Here is a 22,709-nt window from a genome sequence, read left to right as displayed (position 1 = left end):
CAGATGCCCCCCGCGAAAGGCGCCGTCCCTCTAAGGTCGCCCCCATGAGCGCTCCCGTCCGGGTCCACGTCACCCACTCCTTCACCTCCTCCCCGCAAGAGGTCTTCGACGCCCTGTCCGAGCACGAGAACCTCGGGCCGATCTTCGGGGCCACGATCACGCGCCGCAGTGACGGTGAGACCTCGCGCAACGGGGTCGGCTCGTCACGGTTCCTCAAGATCGGGCCGGGCATGGCGCCGTTCGTGGAGACCACGACCGTCTCCGAGTCACCGACGCTGATCGAGTACCGGATCACCGAGGGGAAGGTGCCGATCAAGAACCACCACGGCGTGCAGCGCCTGACCGCACGCGCCGACGGCGGCACCGACCTGGACTACACGATCGCCTTCGACGGCGCCGTTCCCGGCCTGGCCCAGCTGATCGGCCTCGCGTTGACCCGGTCGATCACGAAGGGGATCGCGCGGCTGCTTCCCTGAGGTTCGGCGCCGGCCGACCGTCGGCGGAGTGAAGTCGGCGCGAACACTCGGCGTTGACGCCGGTCCACGGCGCCGCGCGGCGCCGGGGGTGACCCAGGCTGGGCGTGTGACCGGCTACGGAGCGACCGACCTCCCACTGGCGGTGGCTCACCGCGGTGGGGCCGCACTCGGCATCGAGAACACGATGGAGGCGCTCGCGCGCTCCTGGGCCCTGGGGATCGGCTACCTGGAGGTCGACGTCCGGCTCACCCGCGACGGGGTTCCGGTCCTCTTCCACGACGCGACCCTGAGCCGACTCACCGGTCGGGGCCACCGCGTCGGCGACCTGGCCCTGGCCGAGCTCGCCCGGATCCCGCTGCCGCACGGCCAGTGGGTGCCGACCCTCGCCGACGTGCTGCACGCCTACCCGAGCGCACGGTTCATGGTCGACATCAAGGATCGGGCGGCCCTGGAGCCGAGCCTGCGCATCCTCTCCTCGTACGACGCCCTCGACCGTGCCTGCCTGACCGGCTGCTGGGACGGGATGGTCAAGACGGTCTCGGCACGGCACCCGGAGATCGCCACGGCGCTCGGCTGGCGCGCGTGGTCGGCGCTGCTGCTGAGCGCTCACGCGGGGGTGCGAGCCCGGTGCCGGACCGGTGGCCAGTTCGTGCACGTACCGGCGGCGTGGGGGCCGATGCGGACCTGCGTCCCACGCGTGTTCGAGCGCGCCCACGACCTCGGTCTCCGGGTGGTGGTGTGGGGTGTCGAGGACGCGCCGACGATGCACCGGCTCCTCGACGAGGGCGCCGACGGGATCATCACCGATCGACCCGACCTGCTGCGGGAGGTGCTCGTGGCCCGCGGTCAGTGGGAGAGCCCTACTCCTCGCGACGCAGCTGCTTGGGCAACTTCTTGACCCGCGGCCGACGCTTCGGTCGCTCCGGGATCATCGAGCGCATCTCCTCGAGCTTGCCCCAGCACAGCAGCCGGTCCTCGGCAGCGAGGACGTGCCGGGCGTTCGGGTTCGGGATGACCAGCGAGCCGCGGTGCAGGGTCAGCACGGTGATGTCGCGGTCGCGCAGCCCCGACTCACCCAACGACTGACCCACGATGTCGGCGTCGCCGTGCACGACCAGCTCGGCGACGCCGTACCCGGTCGAGACGGCGAGCCGCTCACGCACGTCGATCTGGGGGAACGCCACCTGGTTGGCGATGTAGTCGATGATCGCGCCGGCCACGTCGAGGTCGGTCGCCTTCTCGATGCCCTCGAGGCCGGGGGAGGAGTTGACCTCCATCACCAGCGGGCCGGTCTCGCTCTCCAGCATGTCGACGCCGGCCACCTTGAGGCCCATGATCTGGGCCGCCCGGACGGCTGCCTGCTCGTACTCCGGCGAGATGTCGACCTTGTCGACGGTGCCGCCCCGGTGCACGTTGGAGCGGAACTCGTCGCCCTTGGCGGTGCGCCGCATCGCGGCCACGACGCGGTCACCCACGACGAGGGCTCGGATGTCGCGTCCCCGTGACTCGGCGATGAACTTCTGGATCAGCACGTTCTGCCGGGTCGACTGCAGGGTCTCGATGATCGCCTCGGCGAGCTTGGCGCCCGGGGCGAGGATCACGCCGATGCCCTGGGTGCCCTCCAACAGCTTCAGCACGACCGGGGCGCCGCCGACGCGTTCGATCGCCGGGATCACGTCGGCCCGGTTGCGCACGAAGGCGGTCGGGGGCATCGCGATCCCGTGCCGGGACAGGATCTGGTTGGCCCGCAGTTTGTCCCGGCTGTTGGCGATCCCGGCCGCGGTGTTGGGCGTGTAGACGTCCATCTGCTCGAACTGCCGGACCACGGCGGTGCCGTAGTAGGTGATCGAGTTGCCGATCCGGGGCAGGACCGCGTCGTAGTCGGAGATCGGGCGACCGCGGAAGAGCAGGTCGGGGGACTCGCTGGCGAGGTCGATACCGAAGCGCAGGGTGTTGAGCACCTTGACCCGGTGGCCCCGATCGAGGGCTGCGGCGCGCAACCGCTGGGTGCTGTAGGCGCGGGGTGCTCGCGACAGAATGGCAATTTTCACGACGTCGTCCTGCAGGGCTAGGCGTGGGTGAGGCGGACTTCGTCCTCATTCAACCAGGCTCTACGCAGGAGCCAACCGCGCCCTCAGGCCGGCCTCGGCCCCCTCCATCATCCGGCGGTGGTTCCAGGTCAGCGCCGGACGGGCGACGGACGAGACCACGGCCAGCGCCCCGGTGGCGACCACCTCCTGGAGCACGTCGATCCGCGTTCCTGCCGGGGTCTCGCTCAGCGTCCAGCGGACCCAGCCGTCGAGGTCACCGGCGATCGCGACCTCGAGCGAGGGCGCCTCGCGAGAGACCGCCGTCAGCACCAGGTCGAGGGTGTACGGCAACGAGGAACGACACAGCACCCGGGCCGTGTCCGGGCCGAGCTTGACCACGGCACGCACCTGCGGCCACCAGTCCGGGTAGTGCTCGAGGTCGACGACGGTCGCCGCGACCTCCTCCAGCGGTGCCGGGGTCACCCACGAGGAGGAGAAGGAGTAGGCGCATCGCACCCGTCCATCATCGTGGGTCCTGGCCCTCGAGGGGCGCTCGTGCTGCTTGGATAGGAACGTGGTGAACGGGAATCCTGACGAGCGCGCGCCCCGCCTGGTCGGGTGGCGCGAGTGGGTCGGGCTGCCTGGCGTCGGAGTCGAGTGGCTCAAGGCCAAGATCGACACCGGTGCCCAGACGTCGTCGCTGCACGCCTTCGGGGTCGAGGAGTTCGAACGTGACGGTGCACCCTGGGTGCGGTTCGAGATCCACCCGCTGCAGCGCAGCGTCCGAGACACCGTCGAGGTCGAGCTGCCGGTCCAGGACCGGCGCACCGTGCGCTCCTCCACCGGGCACGTCCAGGTGCGGTACGTCGTCCTGCTCGAGCTCCGCCTGCTCGACCAGGTCGTCCCCGCCGAGGTGACGCTCACCCGCCGCGACTCGATGGGCTACCGGATGCTGGTCGGCCGCGAGGTGCTGGAGAAGGGTTTCCTGGTCGACTCCGGGGCGTCGTACCTCGGCGGGAAGCCGAAGCGGCGGATCCGCGACCAGCACAAGCAGACCGACGACTGACGCTGCTCCGTTCACTCAGACTGCGTGGGCCCTCCGGGTGACCGTGATCCGCGGCGGCACCGCGAGGCTCTGCCCGACCACGCAGTAGCGCTCGGTGGCGGTCGCCAGCCGGGCGAGGGTCGCATCGTCGGCTTCGGTGTCCAGCGTGATGGTGACGACGATGTCGGTGACGCCGATCGGGGCGGTGCGGTCGACCCCGAGCGTGCCGCGGGCATCCCACCAGCCCGCGGCCCGCAGGTCGGCGCCACGGATCTCGACGTCCATCGCGGTCGCGACCGCCCGCAACGTCACCCCGGCGCAGGCGAGCACGGCCTGGAGCAGGAGGTCGGCCGAGCAGGCGTCGGCGCCACCACCGCCGGCTGCGGCGTGCAGGCCGGCCCGGACCGGACCGGCGAACCCGTCGATCGTCGCCGTGACGGGGCGTTCGCGGTAGTCGCCGCTGGCCTCGGTCGGGATCCGGGCGCTGGCCGGATCGTCGCGGTAGCGCGCCTTGAGCGGAGCCTGCGCGGCGCGGAGGGAAGCACTGTCCATCCGCTCATGATGCGCCCGATCACTCCCGGTGGAGCAGCCTCGCCAGGTCGTGTCCCAGCTGCTCGGTGCTCAACGGCGCCGGCCACGCGGTGAACGTGACGTCGTGCAGCACCCCGGTCCAGGGGTACGGCGGCGCGTAGTCGTCGGCCACCGGGAAGCCGGCGTCGTGCCCGAGTCGCAGACCGCCACCGCCGATCTGGATCCCGCTGGCCCCCATCCCCGTCGGGAGGGGTGCGCTGCCGACCACGGTGTCGTCGACGAGGAGGACGCCGACCTTGTCGGCGTGCAGCAGCCGGAAGCCGACCCGGTGACGGCCCGGAGACAGGGGCGTCGTCGCCGTCACGCGGTACGGGGTGCTGGTGGTGTTGAGCAGCAGCGTCGGGACCCCGGCGAGGACGACCAGGGCCCAGCCGTTGCTCCAGTCGCCGATCGCCGCCAGGACGCCCTCGCCCCCGCCCTCGGGGACCTCGATGTCGGCCTCGACCAGGGCGCCGAGGGCGAGCGAGGGGACGACCTCGTCGGCGATCGGGTTCCCGCCCGGGCGGAACGTGACCACGCTCGGGGTGGGCCACAGCGGCGGCACCATCGCCCCGATCCGTCCCTGCAGGGAGTCCTGGATCGGGAGGACCTGGTTGGCCTCGGCCTCGGCCCACCAGCGCTTCTCCAGCGCGGCGACGACGTCCGGGTGCTCGGCGGCCAGGTCGCGCGCCTCGGCGAAGTCGTCGGCCAGCCGGAACAGGCTCCACCGGTCCTGCTCGAGGTCGCGGCTGCCCGGCAGGGCCTCCTCGGCCAGCACCCCGTCGGCGATGTGGTCGGTGGTCGCCTTCCAGCCGTCGTGGATGATCGCGCGGGAGCCGAGCATCTCGAAGTACTGCGTGCTGCGGACGTCGGGGGAGGCCGGGTTGGTGATCGCTGCCGTCATCGAGCGTCCGTCGATCCGCTGCTGCTCGACCCCGTCCACGGCCGTCGGAGCGGTGACGCCGCAGGCCTCGAGGATCGTCGGGAACAGGTCGGTGACGTGGCACAGCTGGGGCCGGACCGCGCCCGGGTCGGTGAGGGGGTCGGTGGGGGTGGCGGCGGGCTTGATGATCAGCGGCGTGCGGGTGCCGCCCAGCCAGGTGTAGCGCTTCCACAGCCGGAACGGGGTGTTGCCCGCCCACGCCCAGCCCCACGGGTAGTGGTTGTAGGAGCGGAACCCGCCGATGTCGTCGAGCCCGGCGAGGTTGTCGGCCAGGTCCTCGGGGACCCCGAAGCCGAAGCGGTGCTCGTTGATCGAGCCCGTCGGTCCGCCCTCGGCGCTGGCGCCGTTGTCGGAGGTCAGCACGATCATCGTGTTCTCGAGCTCACCGATCGCCTCGAGCTCGTCGACCAACCGACCGAGGTGGTGGTCGAAGTGGGTGAGGAAGCCCGCGAAGACCTCCTGGAACCGGGCGAAGAGCCTCCGTTCCTCCGCCGACAGCGTGGCCCAGTCCGGGATCCAGTCCGGCCGCGGACCGGGGTCGGTGCCCGCCGGGACGATCCCGGCCGCGACCTGGCGCTCGAAGATCTCGGCCCGCCACGCCTCCCAGCCGTGGTCGAACCGGCCCGCGTACGCCTCCGACCACTCCGGCGGGACCTGATGCGGCGCGTGGCCGACCCCGGGGGCGACGTACAGGAAGAAGGGCTTCTCGGGGGCGGCGTGGTGCTGGTCGCGGACCATCGTGATGGCCTGGTCGATCAGGTCCTCGGTGAGGTGGTAGCCCTCCTCGGGGGTGGCCGGCGGCTCGACCGGCGAGTTGTCCCGCACCAGCGTGGGCGTCCACTGGTTCGCGTCGCCGTGCAGGAAGCCGTAGTAGCGCTCGAAGCCCTGGCCCAGCGGCCAGGTGTCGAACGGGCCGGCCGCCGAGCGGTCGTCGCGCGGGGTGAGGTGCCACTTGCCGACGGCCATCGTCGACCAGCCCTCGTCGCGCAGGATCCGCGCCACCGTGGCCGCCGAGCGGGGCAGGCGGGTGGTGTAGCCGGGATAGCTGGTCGGCAGGTCGCAGAGCATCCCCATCCCGACGGCGTGGTGGTTGCGGCCGGTCAGCAGCGAGGCGCGGCTGGGGGAGCACAGCGCGGTGACGTGGAACCGGTTGAACCGCACGCCGCCGTCGGCCAGGCGGTCGATCGTCGGGGTGGCGATGTCCGAGCCGAAGCAGCCGAGCTGTGCGAACCCGATGTCGTCGAGGAGCACCACGACGACGTTGGGACGCCCTGCGGGACGCGGTCGATCGGTCATCGGTGTTCTCCTTCGGAGCGGCGTCGGCTCACTACGCTGGCGCCATGACGGGTGCGGGTGAGGGGCAGGAGCCTCAGGACTTCGGGGTGCTGCTCTCCTTGGCGCAGGCGACCTTCGCCACCGAGCTCGTCGCGTCGCTGCAGGCCGAGGGGTACGACGGCTTCTCGACCCGGACCGGCTTCGTGCTGCGGCTGCTCGTCGAGGAGCCGCTGGGGCTGCGCCGACTGGCCGAGCGGTTGCGGATGACGCCGCAGGCGACGCTCAAGCTGGTCGACACCATGGCCGACCAGGGCTACGTCGATCGCACCCCGAGTGCCGAGGACGGCCGAGTGCGGCTGATCAGCGTGAGCGGCCACGGGCGGGCGGCGCTCGCGGCGGCGAGTGCGTTCCACGACCGGTTCGAGGCCGAGCTGGCGTCGGTGGCCGGTGCGGATGCCGTCGCGGCCACCCGCGCCGCCCTGGCGCTGCTGGCCGAGCGCGGTCCGGTCGTGGTGCCGACCGCTCATGTCGGACTCCGCCGCGACTGACCCTCAGGCTGGGTCACCGGCAGGGGTTGCCGCCGCCAGACGGCGGCCAGGCCCAGGCCGACGACCACGTCCCAGACCGCCCACGCGGCCACCAGCAGGATGGTGCCGCCGAAGTCGTTGAAGTAGGCGAGCACCAGGACCAGCGCCAGCCCGGTGTTGCGCATCCCGAGCTCGATGGTCATCGTCCTGACCCCGGCTGGGGGCAGGCGGGAGGCACGGCCGGCGCCGTACCCGACCAGGAACGAGAGCGCGTTCTGCACGACGACCGCCACGACCACCGCGTCCAGGTGCCGGGCCAGCTGCGGTGCGCGGCCGGCGAGTCCGCCGAGGATCACCGCCAGCAGCAGGACGAGCGTGCCGATCTCGAAGGGCCGACGCATCCGGGCCGCGGCGTCCGGCCAGCGCAGCGCGACACCGACACCGAGGGCGAACGGCAACCCGATCAGCAGCGCCATCTCGATCGCCAGGTCGGCGGCGTCGAGGTGGACCGACGTGAGCAGCGCGTCGGTCGTGGCCAGCCGCGAGCCCCAGAACGCGAACGCCAGCGGGGTCGCCACCAGCGCGACGGCGTTGGAGGCGAGGGTGAGGGAGACCGACAGGGCGACGTCGCCGCCCGCGCGGTGGGTGATCAGGTTCGACAGGCTCCCCGACGGGCAGCAGATCACGAAGACCATCCCGAGGGCGACCGTCGGCGCGGGATCGAGCGCGACGATCAGGCCCAGCGTGAGCGCCGGCAGGACGACGTACTGGGTGAGGAGGAGGACCGCGAAGACGCTCGGGCGGCGCAGCACCTCACGGAAGTCGCGGGGGCGGGTGTCGAGGGCGACCCCGAAGAGGAAGACGGCGATCAGCACCTTGATCGCCCACTGCAGCCCGGTGCCGAGGTCGGTCGGGACGTCGTCGAACCCGTCGATCATCCTCGCCCCTCCCACGGTCTGGATGGCGGCAAACGTAAACCGTGGTTGACGAAATGTCGAGGGGGTCGCGTGCTGGGCGACTCAGCTGCGCATAGCCTCCGCGATCGGCGTGGTCCCCTGCCGGAACGAGATCGTGCGGTGGATCGTCGCGTCGTCGTCCAGCGTGGCGGCGATGGCCAGGGCGACGTCGGCGCGGCTGACGTCGTCGTCGCCGTCGTGGCGCGGCGGCAGGATCTCGATCAGGCCGGTCGGCTCGTCGAGGGTGAGGCGACCGGGGCAGAGGATCGTGTAGTCCAGCCCGGTCGAGCGCAGGTGCTCATCGGCGGCCGCCTTGGCCTCGGCGTAGGCGAAGAAGAAGTGGTCGGGTGCGACGCCGTGGTCGATCCGCGCTCCGTTGTAGGAGACCATCACGTAGCGCTGGACGCCGGCCGCCGCGGCCGCGTCCATGCTGCGGATGGCCGCATCGCGGTCCACGGCGTAGGTGCGCGGGGGATTGCCGCCACCCGCCCCGGCCGACCAGATCACCACGTCGTAGCCACGAACGAGCTCGGTCAGCGCCTCGGTGTCCATCGACTCGACGTCGGCGACCAGGGGCTGCGCGCCGGTGGCTGCCACCTCGGCCTCGTGCTCGGGATTGCGGATCACGCCCGTGACGACATCACCGCCCGTGACCAGCAGCGGCGCCGTGTGCAGCGCGACCTTGCCGTGCCCTCCGATGATCAGGATCCTCGCCATCGTTTCCTCCTCTGTACGTCGGCATCGTCAGTCTGGCAGCCCGGTGATGACCGGGGATTGCGGGGGATGGGTGCCCCGATTTGGGTGTCCGGGTGGGGGCGTGTAGGTTTCTTCTTACCGACGCGGGGTGGAGCAGCTCGGTAGCTCGCTGGGCTCATAACCCAGAGGTCACAGGTTCAAATCCTGTCCCCGCTACAAAGTGTCAGGCCCGGTTCCCTCAGGGGACCGGGCCTGATGCATTTCCCGGGCGAGCATTCTAGGAGTTCCTCCGCTTCAGCCTGACGACCGTGACGATCGCGGCGACCGCTGCGCAGGCACCGATGAAGGCTGCGATCGCGGTGCCGACGCCTTCGAGCGGTCTCGTGCCGCTGGAGACTTCCTCCACGTAGACACCCGGCTTCTTCTTGCTCACGTTCCCCCCTGGTGCTGTCGTCCCGGACTTCAGTCTCCGCCTGCAGGGTCACCGCGACCAGGGTGGCGGGGGGATTGACCGCCGCCCACCGCGACAGTTCGCGCTCGCGACTTAGACTCGAGCGGTCGGAGGGAACGGCTGTGGAGGATCGTCGACCGGGTTGGATGCACCGGCTGCTCACCAACGTCTATGCGATCGCTGCCCTGGCGGTGATCGGGGGCATGCTCGGCGGCGCGCTGGTCGCCGTTGCTTGGCGCCTCATCGACTCGCCCGATCCAGGCACCTGTGACGTCCAGCGGGTCGCCCGCGACGTCCTGCCCTCGGTCGTCACCGTCTCGGTCACCCACGGTTCAGGCAGCGGGACCGGTTCCGGCGTGGTCGTGGAGACGCCGATCCCCGGTGCGAGCGAGAGCGAGTCCGACGGCGAGACCTACATCGTCACGAACGACCACGTGACCGCGCTCGGTCGGCAGGGCGCGACGATCGAGGTCACGTTCGCGGACGGGCACATCGCCCCGGCCACGCTGGTGGGCGGCGATGCGCTGACCGACCTCGCGGTGCTGAGCGTTGACGACCTCGCGGAGCACGCCGGTCCGGTGGCGGTGGGGGACTCGGGGGACCTGCGGGTCGGTCAGCCGGTGGTCGCCCTCGGTGCGCCGCTGGGCCTCAGCTCGACGGTGACGGCCGGGATCGTCAGCGCCACCGGCCGCTTCGTCACCGTGCCTGCAGTGGAGGGCGGCAGCGCCTACCTCTTCGGATCCATCCAGACCGACGCCTCGATCAACCCGGGCAACAGCGGCGGGGCCCTGGTCGACTGCCGCGGACGACTGGTCGGGATCAACACCGCCGGTGCCTCCCCCGAGGGCGACACGGGCAGCGTCGGACTCAACTTCGCCATTCCGACCTCGGTGATGGCCCCGCTGGCCACCGAGCTCATCGACCACGGACAGGTCGCCCACCCGACCCTCGGGCTCCAGGTGCAGGGCATCTCGGACGAGGTGGCCGAGCAGCACGGTGTGACGCCCGGAGCCTTCGTCCAGGCGGTCGCACCCGGCGGTCCGGCCGCGGCCGCCGGCATCCAGGTCGGCGACATCATCACCAGCATCGACGAGCAGGACGTCCGCACCGCCGACGACCTGACGGGCGTCGAGGTGCGCCTGGAGGAGGGCCAGCAGGTCGAGGTGACCTACGAGCGCGCCGGGAAGACCGGCACTGCGACGGTGACGACCGGGACGACGGGGACGACCGGTCCCTGACCACCGGCCCCGGCCTCCCCGCGTGGCAGGCTGCCGGTGTGAGGTTCCTCGATGCACGCGACGTCTTCGCCCTCGGTCCTGCCGGGGCGGTGCAGGCACTCGCCGACGCACTCCGTGGCGGCCTGGACCCGGCGGTGGGTCCGCCCCGGACGGGGGCGGACCTGAGCCACGGACAGCTCCTGCTGATGCCGGCGGAGACCCCGACCGCCGTCGGGGTGAAGGTCATCACCGTGGCGCCCGACAACCCGACCCACGGGCTGCCGCGCATCCATGGCACCTACCTGCTGTACGACCGGGAGACCCTCGTCCTGGAGGCGGCGCTGGACGGCACGGCGTTGACCACGCTCCGGACCCCGGCCGTCTCGGTGGCCGCGGTGCTTCCGCATCTGCCGGAGCGTGCTCTGCGCGTGGCGGTGATCGGCGCCGGACCGCAGGCGACGGGACACCTGGAGACGCTGGCAGCGGTGCGGCCGATCGAGCGAGCAGCCTACCTCGTCCGGGACCCGTCCCGGACCCCGCTCGAGGCGATCACCCTCGGATCCGCCGAGGGCGACGACGCCCTGCGCGAGGCCGACGTCGTGGTCTGCGCGACCTCGGCGCAGACACCCGTCCTCGACTCAGCCCTGCTCCGCAACGACGTCGTCGTGATCGCGGTCGGCTCCCACGAGCCGGAGGCGCGCGAGCTCGATGCGGCCCTGATGGCGCGCGCCACCGTGGTCGTCGAGGACGTCGACACCGCGCTGCGCGAGGCCGGCGACGTCGTCCTCGCGATCTCCGAGGGCGCGATCAGGTCGACGGATCTCGCCACGATGAGTGACGTCGTGAACGGCCGCGTGCCGGTGCCGACCGACCGGCCGCTGGTCTTCAAGAGCGTCGGGATGGCGTGGCAGGACCTGGTCGTCGCCGAGGCCGTCGTACGCCTCAGCTCAGGAGCTCGTCCTTGACCTTCGTCGCCTCGGCGGTGAGCTCGGCGGCGACCTCGGTCGCCACGTCGGTCGCCTTCGTGGCGGCCGCCTCGGCAGCTGCCGCGGCCTGACGAGCCGCCTCGGTGGCGGTCTCCTTCGCCTGGGCCAGGATCTGGTCGCTGTCCTCGCGACGGAGGAAGGCCCAGATCAGCACCCCGATCGCGGCGACGGCCAGGACTCCGGCGATGAGGCGCGGTCGCATCGAGCGAGTGTTGGACTGGTCGACTGAGCGTGACGTGGACATGGCGGACCTCCTGGTGATGACTGCGGACGAGGGACAGGTACCCGCTCGTGGCACTTCTGACACCTCGTAGGGTGGTGGGTCGTGGCGGATCCGAAGCAGCACCCTCAGGACTCCCGGTCCGCCCAGGTCCTGGTCGTCGTCGGCATCGTGGTGCTGGCGTTCAACCTGCGCCCCGCCGCGGTCAGCGTCGGCGTGGTCCTCGACGAGGTCACGGCCGAGCTCGGGATGAGCGCCACCGCGACCGGGCTGCTGACCTCCCTTCCGGTCCTCAGCTTCGCCCTCATGGGTGCGCTGGCACCCCGGATCGCTCGGATGGTCGGGTTGCACCGCAGCACCTTGATCGCACTCGTGGCGATGGTGGTCGGGCTGTGGCTGCGGGCCCATGCCGGGGGCTCGGTGGCGTTCCTGGTCCTCTCCTTCCTGTCCCTGGCTGGAGCCGCGGTCGCGAACGTCCTGCTGCCCTCCCTGGTCAAGCTGCACTTCCCGCACCGGATCGGCCTGATGACGTCGCTGTACTCGACGGCGTTGGCGTTGGGCCTGACGGCGGCGTCGGTGCTGACCGTCCCGATCGCCGAGGCCGGGGGATCGCTCGACTGGCGTCGGGGCCTGGCGGTGTGGGCGCTGACGGCTGCGATCGCCGTCGTCCCGTGGATCGGTTTGGTCCGGCGCGACGCCCGGATGGAGCCGCCGACCCAGGTGATCGGGACCGGTGACGTCGCACGCACGCGCGTCGGTTGGGTGATGGCGATCTTCTTCGGGTTGCAGTCGCTGCAGGCCTACGCCGTCTTCGGCTGGATGGCGAAGGTCTATCGCGACGCCGGCTTCAGCGCGTCCGACGCCGGCCTGCTGCTGGGCGTGGTCACGGGCGTCAGCATCCCGCTCTCGTTCGTGATCCCGTCCCTCACGGCCCGGGTCGCCGACCAGCGGATCCTGCTCACGGTGATCATGGCCTTCTACCCGATCGGGTACGTCGGCCTCCTGATCGCGCCGCACGCGGGAGCCCTGGTCTGGGCGGTGGCGATCGGGATCGGGCTGTGCACCTTCCCGTTCGTGCTCACCCTGATCGGGCTGCGGGCACGCACCCCTGCTGGCACGGCTGCGCTGTCGGGCTTCACTCAGTCGACGGGCTACCTGATCGCCTTCGTCGGACCCTTCGGTGTCGGCGCCCTGCATGCCGCGACCGACGGCTGGACCGTGCCGATCCTGGCGCTGCTGCTGCTCTGCATCCCGCAGTACGTCGTCGGGCTGATCGCCTCCCGCCCGACGTACCTCGAGGACCAGCTGACCGTCGGGTGACGGCCAACCGGTCCTCGACCGTGGTGGGACGCGCAGGTCAGTGGACGACGTCCGACATCGCTTCGACCGCGTCCTCCTCCGTCCGGCGGATGATGCCGACGACGACGCCGAGGACAAGTCCGATCACCGGGAGCAGGACCAGGAACCAGCCCAGGGCCGAGAGCCCGAAGGTCTGCGCGGTCGGGTCGACGCCGTCGGCCACGGTTCCGGCCAGGAGGCCGAAGCGGGACATGACGAGGTAGTAGGCGAGCACGAGCCCGGCGATCGCCAGCGCCGGAGCCGTGATGGTCCGCCACCAGTGCGGCTCCTTGCGGAAGTAGACGATGACGGCGAGGGAGACCAGGGCCTCCACCAGCAGGATCGCCAGCACCGCCAGGGCGCTGAACCAGGCGAACATCGTGGTCACCGGGTCCTTGTCGGCGACGGCGAAGATGATGATCACCGCGGCCGCGATGACCGAGGTCACCAGGGCACCCACGATCGGCGCACCGTGCTTGTTCACCCGGTCGAGTGCGCGGGGGAGGACCCGGGCCCGGCCGAGGGAGTAGAAGTAGCGCGCGGCGCTGTTCTGGAAGGCCAGCAGACCGGCGAAGAGCGAGGTCAGCACCAGCCAGCTCATCAGGGTCGCCATCCAGGAGCCGACGAACTCGGTCGCCACGGAGTAGACGACCTGCTCAGGTGCGGTCAGGTCGGAGGAGAGCTTCATGACGTTCTCGACGGCGTTGTCGCTACCGATGCCGCTGACGATCGCCCACGAGGTGACGGCGAAGAGGGCCGCGATCAGGATGACGGCGGTGTAGGTCGCGATCGGGACGGCGCGCTTGGGGTCCTTGGTCTCCTCGGCGTAGATCGCCGTCGCCTCGAAGCCGATGTAGGAGGCGAAGGCGAACGCCAGGGCGATCCCCGCGCCGCCGTTGAGGCCGCCGGCGAAGATGTTCGACGGGGCGAAGGACGCGGCGAAGTCGAGGCCGTCGGGGCCACCGCCCTGGATGATCACCGCGGCGGCGGTGATGACGAGGGTCAGGATCTCGACGCCCATCAGGACGCCGAGGACCTTGGCGCCGATGTCGACCTGCAGGATGGAGAGGGCCGTGACGATCGCCCAGGCGATCAGGCACCACACCCACCAGGAGAAGTCGGTCCCGAGCTTGTCGTTGAGCTGGCCGGCAGCCACGGCACCGAAGAAGCCGTAGATCGCCAGCTGGATCGCGAGGTAGGCCAGCAGGGAGACGAAGGCCGACGCGACGCCGGCGACGCTGCCGAGACCGCGTCCGACGAAGGCGAAGAACGCGCCAGCGTTGGTGACGTGGGCACTCATCGTGGCGTAGCCGACGCTGAAGAGCAGCAGCACGATCCCGGCGACGAGGTAGGCACCGGGCGTGCCGGCGCCGTTGCCCAGGCCGATCGCGATCGGCACGGCTCCGGTCATGCCGACCAGCGGGGCTGCGGCGGCGACGACGAAGAAGACGACCCCGGCGATGCCGAGCCGGTTGGCTGCCAGCTTCTCGTCGGGGGGAAGGCTGTGCGCCGGAGCGGGCGCCCCCTGGTCTGCAGTCATGGTGTCCCTCGATTCGGTATGACGTCGTGTGACGTGGATTACAGAAACATATTCGGACCCAAACGAGTTGTCGAGACCTTCTGGGGTAAAACGTTTGTTTCCAAACGGAGCAGATTCGACGAGCGCTCCAGGGGCGCATGGGCCCTTGACGGGGCCTGCTCCTCGAATTACGTTTGGGACCAAACGATCTCTGAGGAGCAGCATGAGCACGCACATCGCCACCGTCGAAGGTGTGGCTGTCGACACTCGTCACTGGATCGGTGGGCAGCGCGTCGCCTCGGCGTCGACGTTCGCCGACATCTCGCCGATCGACGAGACCGAGATCGCTCAGGTCAGCGCCGGTGGCGCCGCCGAGGTCGACGCCGCCGTGGCCGCCGCCCGCGCCGCCTTCCCCGCCTGGGCCGGGCTGCCGGTCGCGGAGCGTTCCGCGATCCTGCGCCGCGTCGCCGAGGGGATCGAGGCCCGGATCGAGGACCTCTCCCTGGTCGAGACCCGGGACAACGGCTCCCTGATCCGCAGCCACCGTCGCGGCGTGATGCCGCGCGTCGCGATGAACTTCCGCGCGTTCGCCGACTTCGCCGAGACCCAGCTCGGTCACCCCGACATGGAGGTGCCCGGACGCGGCCACCGTGAGCGGATCAGCTACGACCCCGCCGGGGTGGTCGCGATCATCACGCCGTGGAACGCGCCGTTGATGCTCGCCACCTGGCGGATCGGCCCCGCGCTCGCCGCGGGCAACACCGTCGTGGTCAAGCCGCCGGAGTGGGCGCCGCTCACCGCGAGCCTGCTGGCCGACATCATGGCCGAGGCCGGCGTCCCGGCCGGGGTCTTCAACGTCGTCCAGGGCACGGGGGCCGAGGCCGGCGCCCCGCTGACCGCCCACCCGGGGATCAACCGGCTCGCCTTCACCGGCTCGGTGCCGACCGCGGGCGTCATCTCCAAGGCCGCGGCCGAGAACATCGTCCCGCTCTCCTACGAGCTCGGCGGCAAGTCGCCGCTGGTCGTGCTCGAGGACGCCGACCTCGACCTCGCCGTCGAGATCGCGGTCGAGCAGTTCGACAACGCCGGCCAGGTCTGCCTCAAGGCGGCCCGGATGCTGGTGCACTCCTCGCTGGTCGAGGAGTTCACCGAGCGGGTCGTCGCCGGGGCCGCTCAGCTGCAGCAGGGCGACCCCCGCGAGGAGGGCACCGACGTGTCGGCGCTCATCTCGCGGCGCCACTTCGACCAGATCAGCGGCTTCGTCGAGCGCGCTGTCGCCGACGGTGCGCGTCCGCTGCTCGGCGGTGGCCCCAACCGTGAGCTCGGCGGCCTCTACTTCCGTCCGACGATCCTGGTCGACGCCCAGCCCGACGCCGAGATCATGACCGAGGAGGTCTTCGGTCCGGTCGTCACGATCGAGTCCTTCGACACCGACGACGAGGCCGTCCGTCGGGCCAACGACACCCGGTTCGGTCTCGCGGCCACCCTGGTCACCGGCAGCAAGGAGCGCGCCGAGAGCGTCTCGGCCCAGCTCGACGCCGGCACCGTGTGGGTGAACTGCTTCTTCGTCCGCGACCTCCAGGCCCCGTTCGGCGGCAACGGCCGCTCCGGGATCGGCCGCGAGGGCGGGATCTGGTCCTTCGACTTCTACACCGACATCAAGAACAGCGTCTTCAGCCCTCAGGGCTGGACCACCGGCGAGGAGGCCTGACATGGGCGAGGTGGTGGGCGCCGGACTGCTGGCGCACGTGCCGACGATCATGCTGTCCGAGGAGATCCGCCGCGAGCTCAACAACGGCGAGGACAGCACGCTGGTCTCGGGCCTGCACGAGCTCCGGGCCGAGGTCTTCGACACCCTCGACTACGACACCGTCGTCGTGCTCGACTCGCACTGGGCCACCACCGTCGAGTACGTCGTCACGGCGCAGGACCGACGCAGCGGACTGTTCACCTCCGAGGAGCTGCCGCGCGGCATGGAGCGGCGTCCGTACGACTTCCTGGGCGACCCCGAGCTCGCGCACGCGATCGCGGGCAAGGCGGCCGAGAACTCCACCTGGATCACCGCGATCGACGACCACCAGCTGCCGATCTTCTACGCCACCACGAACATGTGGGAGTACCTCGGCCAAGGTCTGCCCGACAAGCGGTGGATCTCCATCGGGGTCTGCCAGACCGCCGACGCCGAGGACTGCTTCCGGCTCGGCCGGGCTCTGGGACAGGCGATCGCCGAGTCCGACCGCAAGGTCCTGCTGATCGCCTCGGGCGCGCTCTCGCACACCTTCTGGCCGCTGCGGAAGCTGCGCGACCACGAGGCCGCGGGGCACGAGCACATCTTCACGCCGGAAGCCCTCGCCGCCGACCTCGAGCGGATCGAGTGGTTCAAGGCCGGCGACCACCGCCGGGTGCTCGACACCATGCCGGAGTTCTACCGGCACAAGCCCGAGGCCAAGTTCATGCACTACCTGATGATGATCGGCGCCCTCGGCGAGGAGCAGTGCACCGCCACCGGTCGCCAGTTCGGGGAGTACGAGAACTCCGTCGGCACCGGCCAGGTGCACCTCTGGTTCGACCGCCCCGACGGCGGCTTCCCTGCCCCCAAGACCACTCCGATCGACCCTGAATTCGTCCGCCAGTCCGGCGGACCCGACGTGCCGGCCGCCGGCTGAAGGACCCTGACATGACTCTGCGTGAGACCCGCCGCATCCTCCTGGACGGCAACGCCGTCGACGTCGTCCGCGACGGCGACAACCTCGTCGCCGGAGACGGCCGTGTCGTCGCCATCGCCGACGCGACCCACCTGCCGCCGGTGGAGCCGCAGAAGATCATCTGCGTCCACCTCAACTACTCCAGCCGCGTGCAGGAGTTCGGGACGTCGCTGCCGCCCGCGCCGACGTACTTCCACAAGCCGGTCACGGCGCTCAACAGCCACGACGCCGCGGTGGTCCGTCCCGAGGGCTGCCACTGGCTCAACTACGAGGGCGAGATCGCCATCGTGATCGGCAAGACCGCGCGGAACATCTCGCCGGCCGAGGCGGGGGAGTACATCCGCGGCTACACGGTGGCCAACGACTACGGCCTGCACGACTTCCGCGACACCGACTCCGGCTCGATGCTGCGGGTCAAGGGCGCCGACACGCTCTGCCCGGTCGGCCCCGGTGTGATCGAGGGCTGGGACTTCCGCGGCAAGCGGATCCGCACCCTGGTCAACGGGGAGGTGAAGCAGGACGGCACCACCGACGAGATGGAGTGGGACATGCACTACCTCGTCGCCGACATCGCTCGCACCATCACGCTGCACCCCGGCGACCTGCTGCTGTCCGGCACGCCCGCGATCTCGCGCACCGTCTACCCCGGCGACGTCGTCGAGGTCGAGGTCGAGGGACTCGGCACGCTGCGCAACCACATCGTCACCGGCCCCACCCCGATCCGCACCGACGTCGGCGCCCAGCCGACCGAGTCCGAGGAGGTCCTCTCCACGGCCAAGGGTGGCGACTGGGAGCTGCGCGGCATCCGCAAGCCGCAGCCGCCGACGCACTGACGCCGATCACCATGGCTGAGCGCCCCCGCATCCTCATCCCCGCCCGGTTCTCCGCCAGCGCCTCGGCGCTGCGGTACGGCGCCGAGGTGACGTCCCGCAACCTGATCGCCGCGGTCTTCGCCGCCGGCGGCGAACCCCTGGTCGTGCACCCGCACGCGCCCGACGGACAGGTCTCCGACGACGAGGTCGCCGCGCGACTGCAGGTCGCCGACGGCGTACTCCTGCCGGGCGGTGGGGATCTGGGGGCGCACTGGTCGGGTCAGGAACCGCACCCGACGCTCTACGACGTCGACGACGAGCAGGACGCCTTCGACCTCGCGGTGGCCCGCGTCAGTCTCGAGGCGGGTCTGCCGCTGCTGGCCGTGTGCCGCGGGCTCCAGGTGGTCAACGCGGCGCGCGGCGGGACCGTGGTGCAGGACATGGACGAGACCTTCGGCGAGATGCGCCACCACCGGCACCACCTGCACACGCTCCCCATCCCGAATGGCTCACGGCTCGGGGCGATCGTGGGGGAGCGGGTCGAGGCCTCGTGCTACCACCACCAGTGCCTCGACCGGTTGGGTGAGGGCATGGAGGTCGTCGCGCGCTCCGACGACGGCGTCGTCGAGGCGGTCGAGATCCCCTCCGCGCCGGGGTGGTTCCTCGGGGTGCAGTGGCACCCGGAGGACACCTGGGCGACCGATCCTCAGCAGCTGGCGATCTTCACCGCGCTGGTCGACAGCGCGCGCCGCTGACCCTCGCCGTCTCCGGCGTTCAGAGCTGCTCGGAGGTCTCCACGAGCGCGCGCAGGGCCTCAGTCATCACGACCAGGTGGTCCGCGTCGACGCCGCCGACGACGGCCGACTCGGTCTTGTTGAACTCCGGGTAGACCTCGTCCATCAGGGCGAGGCCCGCCGGGGTCAGCTCGAGGTTGACCAGGCGCCGGTCGACGGTGCTCGGGATCCGCTCGATCAGGCCGCGCGAGGCCAGCGTCTTGGCGACGCCGGTCAGCGTGCCCTTGCTGATCCCGACCGACTCGGCCACGTCTCGGGTCTCCATCGAGTCCCAGATCCACAGCGTCCACAGCACCAGGAAGCCGGTCCAGGTCAGGTCGTGCGGACGCAGCACCGAGTTGGTCAGGTGTCCCCGCACGGCGTTCGCGGCCCGGTAGAGGCTCAGCAGTGCGTGCGAGGCGGCGAAGTCCAGCGGCAGGTGCTGGACCCGCTCGCGGGTGGCCCGCTCGGCTTCGGCGAGAGTGTGGCGGTCGGGCATGACCGAAACCTTAGGGCCTTCGCCGGCCGACTACTCGGCGACCCGCGTGGAGAGGTGGGCCAGCGTGCTGCCGCCGTTCCACTCGACACCGACCTGGCGGTAGTAGCCGCCGATGACCTCGTCGACCGTGAGGTTGGCGAGCTCCTCGGTGGGGGCTTCGTAGAGCTTCAGCTCCGCGTCGCCCTTCCAGGCCTGGCCGCCGGAGAACGACTTGGCGCCCGACGAGATCAGCTCGGCGTAGGCGTCACCGTTGCCGGCGATGTCGGGGAAGACGCGGTGGTGCGCCATCGGGTGACCGTTGACGAAGCCGTTGGTCTCCGACTCCTCGCGCAAGGTGACGACGGCGTCGGCCAGCCGCCGGTCGCCGGCGGCGAGGGTCGCCCCGAAGATGCCGCCGGGGGCGATCTGGGGCGCCGCCTGGGCGAACGGGTGGGGGCGGGTCTGCCACATCGAGCCGAGCTTCTTGGGGTAGCCCTGGTGCAGGCCGCGACCGATCGCGAAGTCCTTGTCGACCCAGATGAAGACGCAGCGCGAGTAGGTCACGCCCTCGAACGCGCAGCGCACGACGACGAACGCCTCCTTGTACTGCGAGAGCACCGGATCGATGAGTTCGTGACGGTCGGAGGAGCACGACTGCCAGTCGGCCCAGATCAGCGCGACGGCGCCCGGGTCCTCGGGGGCGAGGTCCAGCGGGGCAGGCAGCAGGGCTTCGACGTTCGCAGGATCCGTGCGGTACTCCACCGTGAGCAGGTCGCCGGAGTAGAACCACGGCGGGTTGGGGATCAGCGACGAAGCGCCGCTCTGCGTCCGCGGGTAGAGGAAGCCGTTCATCTGCGTCATTCGAAACTCCTGAATCTCGTTTGGGTCCGTACGATACGCGTAATCCAGGTCACATGAAAGTCTTGTTTTCCCCTCGGACCGGGATTACTGTTCGGATCCAAACGATTCGGAAAGGCTTCACCCGTGGCTCACTTCGACACCTCCGGCCTCGAGCCGGCACAGCAGCAGCTCCAGGCCGACAACATCGACGTCGTCCGGCTGGGATACGCGGACCTGATCGGCGTCGACCGTGGACGCGACGTCCTCGTCGATCACCTCGCCCGGACGACCGGCAGCGGCGTCGCCTTCTGCCGCTCCGTCTTCGGTACGACGCCGCGCGGTGGCGTGGTCGACTTCGAGGGCGGCCTCTCCGCGGGCCTGCCCGACGTGCTCGCCTTCCCGGACGTGAGCACCCTGAAGCCGGTCCCGTGGGAGCCGGGCATCGCGCACTGCATCGCCGACGTCTTCAACCCCGACGGCACGCCGGCGCAGGAGAGCCCGCGCTACGTGCTGCGCCAGCTCTGCGAGCAGTTCGCCGAGCTCGGGCTTACCCCGATCGTCGGGCCGGAGCTGGAGTTCTACGTCCTCGAGGAGTCGAAGAAGTCGGCCTCGGGCTGGCAGCGCTACGGCGAGGGCACGGGCAACGTCTACACCTCGGGCCGCAAGGGCGACCCGGAGAACGTGCTGCTGGAGTCCCTGCGCCTGCTCGGTGACTACGACATCGACGTGATCGCGGCCAACCACGAGTTCTCCTCGGGCCAGTTCGAGATCAACCTGTGGCACAGCCACGCCCTCGACGCCGCCGACCGTGCGCACCGGTTCAAGGACGCCATCAAGGAGCTCGCCCGCCGTCGCGGCCACCTGGCCACCTTCATGCCGAAGCCGTTCAACGACGAGGGCGGATCGGGCTACCACCTGCACTTCTCGCTCGTGGACGCGGAGGGTCGTAACGTCTTCGACGATCCGACGGCCGAGCACGGCCTGTCGAAGATCGCCCTGCACGCCATCGGCGGCATCCTGGCGCACGCCCCGGCGATCGCGTCGGTCAACAACCCCACGGTCAACTCCTACAAGCGCTTCGGTCCCGACACCCTCGCGCCGTGGCTGATCGACTGGGGTCTGGACAACCGCAGCGCGATGGTCCGCATCCCCCCGGAGCGCGGTGCCGCGAGCCGGCTCGAGCTGCGGCTGGGCGACGCGAGCGCCAACTCCTACCTCGCCATCGCGGGCATGTTGGCCGGTGCGCTGCTCGGCATCCGCAACCAGATCGAGGCGCCGGCACCGCTCGAGGGCTACGGCTACGACGAGACCAAGGCCGACAAGCTCCCCACCGAGCTCACCCAGGCCCTCGACGCGCTCGAGACCGACAAGGAGATCGCCGACCTGATGGGCGAGCCCTTCGTCAACGCCTTCCTCGCGTACAAGCGTGACGAGGTCGAACGCTTCCGGTCGTGGATCACCGACTGGGAGTTCCACGAGTACACGTACCACATCTGATCGCCCGCTTGATTGTTTGAAGGAGTCACCCATGCCGCGTCATGCACCCGTTCCCCTCGCTGAGGTCGACCTGTCGGACATCGACGGCTTCAACGACGGGCGTGGCTACGCCCAGCTCGACACCCTCCGCGCCGAGGACCCCGTCCACTGGACCGAGGAGAAGGACGGCACCGGCTTCTGGGCGGTCACCCGGTACGAGGACATCTGGGCCGTCGACCGCGACTCGGACGCGTTCACGTCCGAGAAGTTCGTCAACCTCGAGGACATCGACGACGACCTGGCCGACTTCCGTCGCTCGTTGCTGGAGACCGACGGCGAGCGGCACCAGGCGCTGCGCCGGCTGATCCACCGCGAGTTCACCCCGCGCAACCTGATGAAGAACTACGAGTCGTTCCTGCGTCAGCTGACCAAGGACACCGTCGACCGGGCGCTGGCTGTCGCGGCGGAGAACGACGGTGAGATCGACTTCGTCAAGCTGATCAGCGCCGACTTCCCGATCCAGGTGCTGGCCCGCCTCCTCGACGTCCCGTCGGAGCACACCGGGCAGCTGATCGCCTGGGGCAACGAGATGGTCGCGAACACCGACCCCGACTACGCGAAGGTCCAGCTGGACTCGGAGGAGTCGGAGAAGTACCGGCACCTGCCGTTCCGCTCGCCCACCGTGCAGGAGGTCTGGGACTACGGCAACGAGCTCAAGGAGAAGCGGATCGGCGGTGACGGCACCGACCTGGTCTCGATCCTGGCCAACCGGATGCCTGAGGACCAGATCCCGCTCAGCCCGCAGGACTTCAACAACTACTTCTCGCTGCTGGTCATCGCCGGCAACGAGACCACCCGGCACGCGATCAGCCACTCGATGCTCGGTCTGATCGAGCAGCCCGAGCAGATGACGCTGCTCAAGGAGCAGCCCGAGCTGATCCCCGAGGCCGTCGAGGAGCTGCTGCGGTGGGCCACCCCGGTCTACCACTTCCGCCGGACCGCGACGCGTGACCTCGAGCTCGGTGGCAAGCAGATCAAGGCCGGCGACAAGGTCGTGATGTGGTTCGCCTCGGGCAACCGGGACGAGACGGTCTTCGAGAACCCCTACTCGATCGACGTCACCCGCACGAACATCGATCACATGACGTTCGGCAAGGGCAGCCCGCACCTGTGCCTGGGCAACGCCCTGGCCCGCCTGGAGATCCGGCTGATGTTCCAGGAGCTGCTGCCCCGGATCGAGAAGATCGAGCTCGCCGGGGACGTCACCCGGATCCGGAGCAACTTCGTGAACGGGATCAAGAAATTCCCGGTCAAGATCACCCCGGCCGTCTGACGAGCCGACCACTGAGGCTCGGCCTCGCAGCAAACGGTCACGG

General features: G+C 70.4%; 24 protein-coding genes and 1 tRNA gene. 14 read left to right on the top strand and 11 right to left on the bottom strand.

The window, feature by feature from the left end; all coding sequences use genetic code 11:
- Positions 1 to 44 precede the first annotated feature (44 nt).
- Together ACZ5J1_RS11475 and ACZ5J1_RS11470 are read left to right on the top strand one after the other, a co-directional pair.
- Complete coding sequence (locus tag ACZ5J1_RS11475; RefSeq protein WP_464558854.1) at positions 45 to 476, top strand: SRPBCC family protein; 432 nt, start codon at positions 45 to 47, stop codon at positions 474 to 476.
- Between the two features lie 106 nt (positions 477 to 582).
- The gene (locus ACZ5J1_RS11470) at positions 583 to 1,374 is read left to right on the top strand and encodes a glycerophosphodiester phosphodiesterase family protein (RefSeq protein ID WP_464558852.1); all 792 of its coding nucleotides are present in this window, start codon (positions 583 to 585) and stop codon (positions 1,372 to 1,374) included.
- On the opposite strand, the gene rimK is transcribed toward ACZ5J1_RS11470, so the two are convergent.
- Together rimK and ACZ5J1_RS11460 are read right to left on the bottom strand one after the other, a co-directional pair.
- A complete protein-coding gene (gene rimK / locus ACZ5J1_RS11465) occupies positions 1,337 to 2,527 on the bottom strand; it encodes a 30S ribosomal protein S6--L-glutamate ligase (RefSeq protein WP_464558850.1) in 1,191 nt (396 codons plus the stop codon). The genes ACZ5J1_RS11470 and rimK overlap by 38 nt on opposite strands.
- Before the next feature lie 60 nt (positions 2,528 to 2,587).
- Positions 2,588 to 3,022 (bottom strand): SRPBCC family protein, encoded by a 435-nt coding sequence (locus ACZ5J1_RS11460; protein WP_464558848.1) that lies wholly within the window; start codon positions 3,020 to 3,022, stop codon positions 2,588 to 2,590.
- A 58-nt stretch (positions 3,023 to 3,080) separates the two neighbouring features.
- Between ACZ5J1_RS11460 and ACZ5J1_RS11455 the strand changes: the two genes are divergently transcribed.
- Complete coding sequence (locus tag ACZ5J1_RS11455) at positions 3,081 to 3,572, top strand: ATP-dependent zinc protease family protein (RefSeq protein ID WP_464558846.1); 492 nt, start codon at positions 3,081 to 3,083, stop codon at positions 3,570 to 3,572.
- A 15-nt stretch (positions 3,573 to 3,587) separates the two neighbouring features.
- On the opposite strand, the gene ACZ5J1_RS11450 is transcribed toward ACZ5J1_RS11455, so the two are convergent.
- Positions 3,588 to 4,103, bottom strand: coding sequence for an OsmC family protein (locus ACZ5J1_RS11450; RefSeq protein ID WP_464558844.1), 516 nt, complete (start codon positions 4,101 to 4,103; stop codon positions 3,588 to 3,590).
- A gap of 19 nt (positions 4,104 to 4,122) precedes the next feature.
- Positions 4,123 to 6,360, bottom strand: coding sequence for an arylsulfatase (locus ACZ5J1_RS11445; protein ID WP_464558842.1), 2,238 nt, complete (start codon positions 6,358 to 6,360; stop codon positions 4,123 to 4,125).
- A 44-nt stretch (positions 6,361 to 6,404) separates the two neighbouring features.
- On the opposite strand from ACZ5J1_RS11445, the gene ACZ5J1_RS11440 reads away from it, so the two are divergent.
- Entirely contained in the window at positions 6,405 to 6,887 is a 483-nt protein-coding gene (locus tag ACZ5J1_RS11440; RefSeq protein WP_464558840.1) for a MarR family winged helix-turn-helix transcriptional regulator, read from the top strand.
- Here the strand turns inward: ACZ5J1_RS11440 and ACZ5J1_RS11435 are convergent.
- On the bottom strand, positions 6,863 to 7,804 hold the full coding sequence (locus ACZ5J1_RS11435) for a bile acid:sodium symporter family protein (RefSeq protein WP_464558838.1): 942 nt from the start codon (positions 7,802 to 7,804) through the stop codon (positions 6,863 to 6,865). The genes ACZ5J1_RS11440 and ACZ5J1_RS11435 overlap by 25 nt on opposite strands.
- A gap of 81 nt (positions 7,805 to 7,885) precedes the next feature.
- Positions 7,886 to 8,539, bottom strand: a complete 654-nt coding sequence (locus ACZ5J1_RS11430; RefSeq protein WP_464558836.1) for an SDR family oxidoreductase — start codon at positions 8,537 to 8,539, stop codon at positions 7,886 to 7,888.
- A 121-nt stretch (positions 8,540 to 8,660) separates the two neighbouring features.
- Between ACZ5J1_RS11430 and ACZ5J1_RS11425 the strand changes: the two genes are divergently transcribed.
- Positions 8,661 to 8,734, top strand: a tRNA-Met gene (locus ACZ5J1_RS11425).
- A gap of 61 nt (positions 8,735 to 8,795) precedes the next feature.
- Here the strand turns inward: ACZ5J1_RS11425 and ACZ5J1_RS11420 are convergent.
- Positions 8,796 to 8,951: a hypothetical protein gene (locus ACZ5J1_RS11420; RefSeq protein WP_464558834.1), complete on the bottom strand. Its 156-nt coding sequence runs from the start codon at positions 8,949 to 8,951 to the stop codon at positions 8,796 to 8,798.
- 140 nt (positions 8,952 to 9,091) lie between these two features.
- On the opposite strand from ACZ5J1_RS11420, the gene ACZ5J1_RS11415 reads away from it, so the two are divergent.
- On the top strand, positions 9,092 to 10,207 hold the full coding sequence (locus tag ACZ5J1_RS11415) for a S1C family serine protease (protein ID WP_464558832.1): 1,116 nt from the start codon (positions 9,092 to 9,094) through the stop codon (positions 10,205 to 10,207).
- A 38-nt stretch (positions 10,208 to 10,245) separates the two neighbouring features.
- On the top strand, positions 10,246 to 11,151 hold the full coding sequence (locus tag ACZ5J1_RS11410) for an ornithine cyclodeaminase family protein (RefSeq protein ID WP_464558830.1): 906 nt from the start codon (positions 10,246 to 10,248) through the stop codon (positions 11,149 to 11,151).
- Here ACZ5J1_RS11410 and ACZ5J1_RS11405 read toward each other — a convergent pair.
- Entirely contained in the window at positions 11,129 to 11,374 is a 246-nt protein-coding gene (locus ACZ5J1_RS11405; protein WP_464558828.1) for a hypothetical protein, read from the bottom strand. The two genes, ACZ5J1_RS11410 and ACZ5J1_RS11405, sit on opposite strands and share 23 nt — an antisense overlap.
- A gap of 123 nt (positions 11,375 to 11,497) precedes the next feature.
- Here ACZ5J1_RS11405 and ACZ5J1_RS11400 point away from each other — a divergent pair, with 123 nt between their 5' ends.
- Positions 11,498 to 12,712 (top strand): CynX/NimT family MFS transporter, encoded by a 1,215-nt coding sequence (locus ACZ5J1_RS11400; RefSeq protein WP_464558826.1) that lies wholly within the window; start codon positions 11,498 to 11,500, stop codon positions 12,710 to 12,712.
- 37 nt (positions 12,713 to 12,749) lie between these two features.
- On the opposite strand, the gene ACZ5J1_RS11395 is transcribed toward ACZ5J1_RS11400, so the two are convergent.
- A complete protein-coding gene (locus tag ACZ5J1_RS11395; protein ID WP_464558824.1) occupies positions 12,750 to 14,270 on the bottom strand; it encodes an APC family permease in 1,521 nt (506 codons plus the stop codon).
- Between the two features lie 202 nt (positions 14,271 to 14,472).
- Here ACZ5J1_RS11395 and ACZ5J1_RS11390 point away from each other — a divergent pair, with 202 nt between their 5' ends.
- From ACZ5J1_RS11390 to ACZ5J1_RS11375, 4 genes are read left to right on the top strand one after another with little or no spacing between them, the layout of a single operon-like run.
- A complete protein-coding gene (locus ACZ5J1_RS11390; RefSeq protein WP_464558822.1) occupies positions 14,473 to 15,960 on the top strand; it encodes an aldehyde dehydrogenase family protein in 1,488 nt (495 codons plus the stop codon).
- Position 15,961: 1 nt separating this feature from the next.
- On the top strand, positions 15,962 to 16,915 hold the full coding sequence (locus ACZ5J1_RS11385; protein ID WP_464558820.1) for a DODA-type extradiol aromatic ring-opening family dioxygenase: 954 nt from the start codon (positions 15,962 to 15,964) through the stop codon (positions 16,913 to 16,915).
- A gap of 11 nt (positions 16,916 to 16,926) precedes the next feature.
- Positions 16,927 to 17,787 (top strand): fumarylacetoacetate hydrolase family protein, encoded by an 861-nt coding sequence (locus tag ACZ5J1_RS11380; protein ID WP_464558818.1) that lies wholly within the window; start codon positions 16,927 to 16,929, stop codon positions 17,785 to 17,787.
- Positions 17,788 to 17,798: 11 nt separating this feature from the next.
- Positions 17,799 to 18,521 (top strand): gamma-glutamyl-gamma-aminobutyrate hydrolase family protein, encoded by a 723-nt coding sequence (locus tag ACZ5J1_RS11375; protein ID WP_464558816.1) that lies wholly within the window; start codon positions 17,799 to 17,801, stop codon positions 18,519 to 18,521.
- Between the two features lie 19 nt (positions 18,522 to 18,540).
- Here ACZ5J1_RS11375 and ACZ5J1_RS11370 read toward each other — a convergent pair whose 3' ends face one another.
- Positions 18,541 to 19,038, bottom strand: a complete 498-nt coding sequence (locus tag ACZ5J1_RS11370; RefSeq protein ID WP_464558814.1) for a MarR family winged helix-turn-helix transcriptional regulator — start codon at positions 19,036 to 19,038, stop codon at positions 18,541 to 18,543.
- Positions 19,039 to 19,068: 30 nt separating this feature from the next.
- Positions 19,069 to 19,878 (bottom strand): acetoacetate decarboxylase family protein, encoded by an 810-nt coding sequence (locus ACZ5J1_RS11365; protein ID WP_464558812.1) that lies wholly within the window; start codon positions 19,876 to 19,878, stop codon positions 19,069 to 19,071.
- Positions 19,879 to 20,001: 123 nt separating this feature from the next.
- Here ACZ5J1_RS11365 and ACZ5J1_RS11360 point away from each other — a divergent pair, with 123 nt between their 5' ends.
- Both ACZ5J1_RS11360 and ACZ5J1_RS11355 read left to right on the top strand, forming a co-directional pair.
- A complete protein-coding gene (locus tag ACZ5J1_RS11360; RefSeq protein ID WP_464558810.1) occupies positions 20,002 to 21,354 on the top strand; it encodes a glutamine synthetase family protein in 1,353 nt (450 codons plus the stop codon).
- Positions 21,355 to 21,385: 31 nt separating this feature from the next.
- Entirely contained in the window at positions 21,386 to 22,666 is a 1,281-nt protein-coding gene (locus tag ACZ5J1_RS11355) for a cytochrome P450 (RefSeq protein ID WP_464558808.1), read from the top strand.
- Positions 22,667 to 22,709: the final 43 nt, after the last annotated feature.

This window comes from Nocardioides sp. JCM 18999 (assembly GCF_055391175.1).
This window is presented reverse-complemented; position numbering and strand designations above follow the sequence as displayed.

Coding starts and splice junctions, on each gene's coding strand:
- ACZ5J1_RS11475 (WP_464558854.1), top strand. CDS start 45: ATGAGCGCTCCCGTCCGGGTCCACGTCACCCACTCCTTCACCTCCTCC.
- ACZ5J1_RS11450 (WP_464558844.1), bottom strand. CDS start 4,103: ATGGACAGTGCTTCCCTCCGCGCCGCGCAGGCTCCGCTCAAGGCGCGC.
- ACZ5J1_RS11445 (WP_464558842.1), bottom strand. CDS start 6,360: ATGACCGATCGACCGCGTCCCGCAGGGCGTCCCAACGTCGTCGTGGTG.
- ACZ5J1_RS11440 (WP_464558840.1), top strand. CDS start 6,405: ATGACGGGTGCGGGTGAGGGGCAGGAGCCTCAGGACTTCGGGGTGCTG.
- ACZ5J1_RS11435 (WP_464558838.1), bottom strand. CDS start 7,804: ATGATCGACGGGTTCGACGACGTCCCGACCGACCTCGGCACCGGGCTG.
- ACZ5J1_RS11430 (WP_464558836.1), bottom strand. CDS start 8,539: ATGGCGAGGATCCTGATCATCGGAGGGCACGGCAAGGTCGCGCTGCAC.
- ACZ5J1_RS11405 (WP_464558828.1), bottom strand. CDS start 11,374: ATGCGACCGCGCCTCATCGCCGGAGTCCTGGCCGTCGCCGCGATCGGG.
- ACZ5J1_RS11395 (WP_464558824.1), bottom strand. CDS start 14,270: ATGACTGCAGACCAGGGGGCGCCCGCTCCGGCGCACAGCCTTCCCCCC.
- ACZ5J1_RS11390 (WP_464558822.1), top strand. CDS start 14,473: ATGAGCACGCACATCGCCACCGTCGAAGGTGTGGCTGTCGACACTCGT.
- ACZ5J1_RS11385 (WP_464558820.1), top strand. CDS start 15,962: ATGGGCGAGGTGGTGGGCGCCGGACTGCTGGCGCACGTGCCGACGATC.
- ACZ5J1_RS11380 (WP_464558818.1), top strand. CDS start 16,927: ATGACTCTGCGTGAGACCCGCCGCATCCTCCTGGACGGCAACGCCGTC.
- ACZ5J1_RS11375 (WP_464558816.1), top strand. CDS start 17,799: ATGGCTGAGCGCCCCCGCATCCTCATCCCCGCCCGGTTCTCCGCCAGC.
- ACZ5J1_RS11370 (WP_464558814.1), bottom strand. CDS start 19,038: ATGCCCGACCGCCACACTCTCGCCGAAGCCGAGCGGGCCACCCGCGAG.
- ACZ5J1_RS11365 (WP_464558812.1), bottom strand. CDS start 19,878: ATGACGCAGATGAACGGCTTCCTCTACCCGCGGACGCAGAGCGGCGCT.
- ACZ5J1_RS11355 (WP_464558808.1), top strand. CDS start 21,386: ATGCCGCGTCATGCACCCGTTCCCCTCGCTGAGGTCGACCTGTCGGAC.